The sequence below is a fragment of the Streptomyces sp. NPDC054961 genome, from assembly GCF_053609145.1.
The window spans coordinates 1-3720 of the sequence record NZ_JBSGWY010000035.1; the positions used below are offsets into that span (position 1 = coordinate 1).

The following is a 3720-nucleotide window of genomic DNA, read 5'->3' on the forward strand; positions in this document are numbered from 1 at the left end:
TTATACTCGAGGGGGGGGGCTGCCACCCCCCCCGCCGGCGTTTTGGCGCGCCCGGGGCCCGGGGCGGAGCCACGGCAGCCCCGCGCGGGCCGCTACACCCCCGCGATCACCTCGGCGGCGGCCTTGCCGCACACCCGGGCCGCCCCGTACGTCGCGATGTGCAGCGCGCCGCGCGGCTCGGCCCGCGGCAGGCCCATCTCGACGACGATCGTCTGCGGCCGCGCCGCGACGAGCGCGTTCAGGGCCTCGGTCATCCACGGGTGCCGGTGCGCGTCGCGGACCACCGCGACGACGGTGCGGTTCCCCGCGGCCGCCAGGATCTCGGCGGCCACCGCACCCCGCGGGTACACGCCCGCCTCCGTGCCCGGGATCAGCGCGGCCAGTTCCCCGGCCACGCCCCACGGGGTCTCGTCCCCGACCGCCACGTTCGCGACGGGCGCGAGCGTGGCGACGTACGGCGCGTTGACCGGGGCGGCGGCGGCCGGCGAGCCGGTCACCGTCACCGCGCGGCGGGCCGCGGCCAGGCCGATGCCGGGCGCGCTGTTCCCCTCCGACAGCGCGCCCCGGCGGACCTGGCGGGTCCATTCGGCCAGCGCGCGCACCCGCGCGGCGGCCTCGGCGAGCCGCTCCCCCGGGAGCGACCCGTCGCGTACGGCCGCGACCAGCGCGTCGCGCAGGCGCAGCACGGTCTGCTCGTCGGCGAGCCCGCCGCCGACGCAGATCGCGTCGGCTCCGGCCGCGATGGCCAGGACCGAGCCGCGCTCGATGCCGTACGTCCCGGCGATGGCGTTCATCTCCATGCCGTCGGTGACGATGAGGCCCTCGTAGCCGAGCTCCTTGCGCAGCAGACCGGTCAGGATCTGCGGGCTGAGGGTGGCCGGGCGGGTCGGGTCCAGGGCGGGCACCAGGATGTGCGCGCTCATGACGGCCTTGGTGCCGGCCTCGATGGCGGCCCGGAACGGTACGAGTTCGCGCGCGGCCAGAGTGTCGAGGTCCACGTCGATGCGCGGCAGCGCGTGGTGCGAGTCGACGTTGGTGTCGCCGTGGCCCGGGAAGTGCTTGGTGCAGGCGGCGACCCCGGCGGCCTGGAGGCCCTCGACGTACGCGGCGGTGTGCCGGGCGACGAGGTGGGTGTCGGCGCCGAAGGACCGTACGCCGATGACCGGGTTGTCCGGGTTGGAGTTGACGTCCGCGGACGGGGCCCAGTTGAGGTTGACCCCGCAGTCGGCGAGGCGGCGGCCGAGCTCGCGGGCGACGTCGCGGGTCAGGTCGGTGTCGTCCACGGCGCCGAGCGCGAGGTTGCCGGGGAAGGACGAACCGCCCCGCACCTCCAGGCGGGTGACGTCGCCGCCCTCCTCGTCGATGGCGACCAGGACGTCGTCCCGCTCGGCGCGCAGCTGCGCGGTCAGCGCGGCGAGCTGCTCGGGCGAGGCGATGTTGCGGCCGAAGAGGCCGACGGAGGTGAGGCCTTCCGACACCCGGCGGAGCAGCCAGGCGGGTGCGGTGGTGCCCTCGAAGCCGGGCTGGAGGACCGCGAGGGCGTCCTGGGTCAGGGTGTCCGTGTGCTGCGCAAGGACAGTCATGGGCCGTTATCCCTTCACGGCGCCGGCGGTCATTCCGCCGACGGCCTTGCGCTGGAGGAAGACGAAGATGAGCAGGACCGGCACCGCGAAGAGCGAGGACGCCGCCATGGTGGCGCCCCAGTCGTTGCCGAAGGCCGTCTGGAACTGGGTCAGCCAGAGCGGCAGGGTCTGCGCGGACTTGTCCTTGTTCAGGATCAGGACCATCGCGAACTCGTTCCAGGCCGTGATGAAGCCGAAGAGCGAGGTGGACATGAGGCCGGGTGCCAGCAGGGGGAAGATCACCTTGCGGAAGGCCTGGCCGCGGGTGCAGCCGTCGATCTGGGCGGCCTCCTCCAGGGTCACCGGGACGGCGGCGATGAAGCCGCGCAGGGTCCAGATGGTGAAGGGGAGGACCATCACGAAGTAGATCGCGGTCAGTACGGCGAGGTTGTTCAGCATCTCGGCGTCACGGACGATCATGTACATCGCGATGACCATGACCTCCCAGGGAGCCATCTGGGCCATCATCACGCCGAGGATGAGGCCCTTGCGGCCCTTGAACTTCATGCGGGCGATGGCGAAGCTCGCGGCGAGGGCGACGACCAGGGCGAGCGCGACGGCGCCGACGGTGACGACGAGGCTGTTGGTGACGTAGGTCCAGAACAGGTCGACGCCGGTGGCCTTGGTGAAGTTGTCCATCGTCGGGGTGAAGACGAAGACGGGGTCCTTGGAGAGGATCTCGCTGGACGGCTTGAGCGCCGAGGAGAACATCCAGTAGACGGGGAAGACGAAGACGACGGCCAGCAGCAGGGCGCCGACGTTCTTGGCGACCGCGGCGGGGCGGACGGGCCGGCGGTTGCGCAGCTGCCGGGGCTTCGCGGACGGCGCGGGCTTCGGGGCGGTGGTCGTGCTCACTGCTCCTCCTCCTGCTTCAGGATCAGACGGAAGTAGAAGGACATGACGATCACGAGCATCACGATCGTCAGCACGGAGATCGCCGCGGCCAGGCCGTAGTGGAACTGGCTCTGGCCCTCGACGTACGCGTAGATCGTCAGCGTCTCGGAGCCGCGGTCGGGGCCGCCCTTGTTCATCGCGTAGACCTGGGTGAAGGCCTTGAAGACCCAGATGACCTCGAGGAACGTCGTGACCAGGAAGAACGACTTGAGGTTCGGGAAGACGACCTGCCAGAAGGTCTGCCAGCCGTTGGCGCCGTCCATGCGGGCGGCCTCGTACATCTCGCCGCTGATGGTGGTCAGGGCCGCGTACATGTTGAGGGCGACGAAGGGGATGGAGCCCCAGGCCACCAGCACCGTGATGATCACCAGGGTGGACAGGCCGGACTCGAACCAGTTGTGCTGGTCGTAGCCGCTGAAACCGAGCGTGCGCATCAGCCAGTTCATCACGCCGAACTGCTCGTCGAACAGCCACTGGAAGACGGTCACGGAGGCGACGATCGGCATCGCCCAGGCCATCACGAGCGCCATCGACAGGACCAGGCGCATCCACGTGCCGAGCCGGTTCAGCAGGAGCCCGACGAGACTGCCGACCACCATGATCAGGAAGACGTTGGCCGCGGTGAAGACGAAGCTGCGGACCACCACGGTCCAGAACTGCGCGTCACCGAGCAGCTGGGTGTAGTTCCCCACGCCGTTGAACGGCGCCTTCCGCTGGATGAACTCGATCTTGTCGACCTTCTGGAACGACAGGATGATGTTCTTGATCAGCGGGTACAGCAGCAGGGTCACCATGCTGAGCACGGCGGGCCCGATCAGGAGGTAGGGCAACCACCCTGAGGGGAGCGGCTTCCTGCCCCCGCGAGGAGACGTGGACGCTGCCCCGGCTCCGGTGGGCGGCGGTGTCGCGGCCGGCCCGGCGGACTTCGGTGGTGCGTCCTGTGGAGCGGAGGTCGCCGCTCCCTGGGAGTGCACGGTCATGTCTTGGCTTCCTCGCGGTTGACTGTGGCGACTCGCACCCGCTTCCCCGCTCGGAGCGGGCGGCGCTTACGTCTGTCAATGCGCGACCGGGGGCGGGGGGGGGGGGCGGGGGGGCCCCCCCCCCCCCCCCCCCCCGGGCCGGCGGGGGGGCGGGGGGGGAGGGGGGCGGGGGGGTGTGGGGGGGCGCGCCCGCCCCCCCCCGCGGGCGCGCCCGCCCGGGGGCC

The 3720-nt window shown here is 71.5% G+C and carries 3 protein-coding genes; all 3 read right to left on the minus strand.

The features are described 5' to 3' along the window. Positions 1–92 precede the first annotated feature (92 nt). Genes ACWF9Z_RS26865 through ACWF9Z_RS26875 form a run of 3 tightly spaced genes read right to left on the minus strand, consistent with a single transcriptional unit; the run spans position 93 to position 3496 of the window. On the minus strand, positions 93–1583 hold the full coding sequence (locus ACWF9Z_RS26865; RefSeq protein WP_453605978.1) for a glycoside hydrolase family 3 protein: 1491 nt from the start codon (positions 1581–1583) through the stop codon (positions 93–95). Between the two features lie 6 nt (positions 1584–1589). Further along, positions 1590–2426, minus strand: a complete 837-nt coding sequence (locus ACWF9Z_RS26870) for a carbohydrate ABC transporter permease (RefSeq protein ID WP_453606084.1) — start codon at positions 2424–2426, stop codon at positions 1590–1592. 47 nt (positions 2427–2473) lie between these two features. Then, positions 2474–3496: a carbohydrate ABC transporter permease gene (locus tag ACWF9Z_RS26875; protein WP_453605980.1), complete on the minus strand. Its 1023-nt coding sequence runs from the start codon at positions 3494–3496 to the stop codon at positions 2474–2476. Positions 3497–3720 lie beyond the last annotated feature (224 nt).

Bases quoted from the DNA above. Each gene is read 5' to 3' on its own strand.
- ACWF9Z_RS26865 (WP_453605978.1), bottom strand. From the start codon at position 1,583: ATGACTGTCCTTGCGCAGCACACGGACACCCTGACCCAGGACGCCCTC.
- ACWF9Z_RS26875 (WP_453605980.1), bottom strand. From the start codon at position 3,496: ATGACCGTGCACTCCCAGGGAGCGGCGACCTCCGCTCCACAGGACGCA.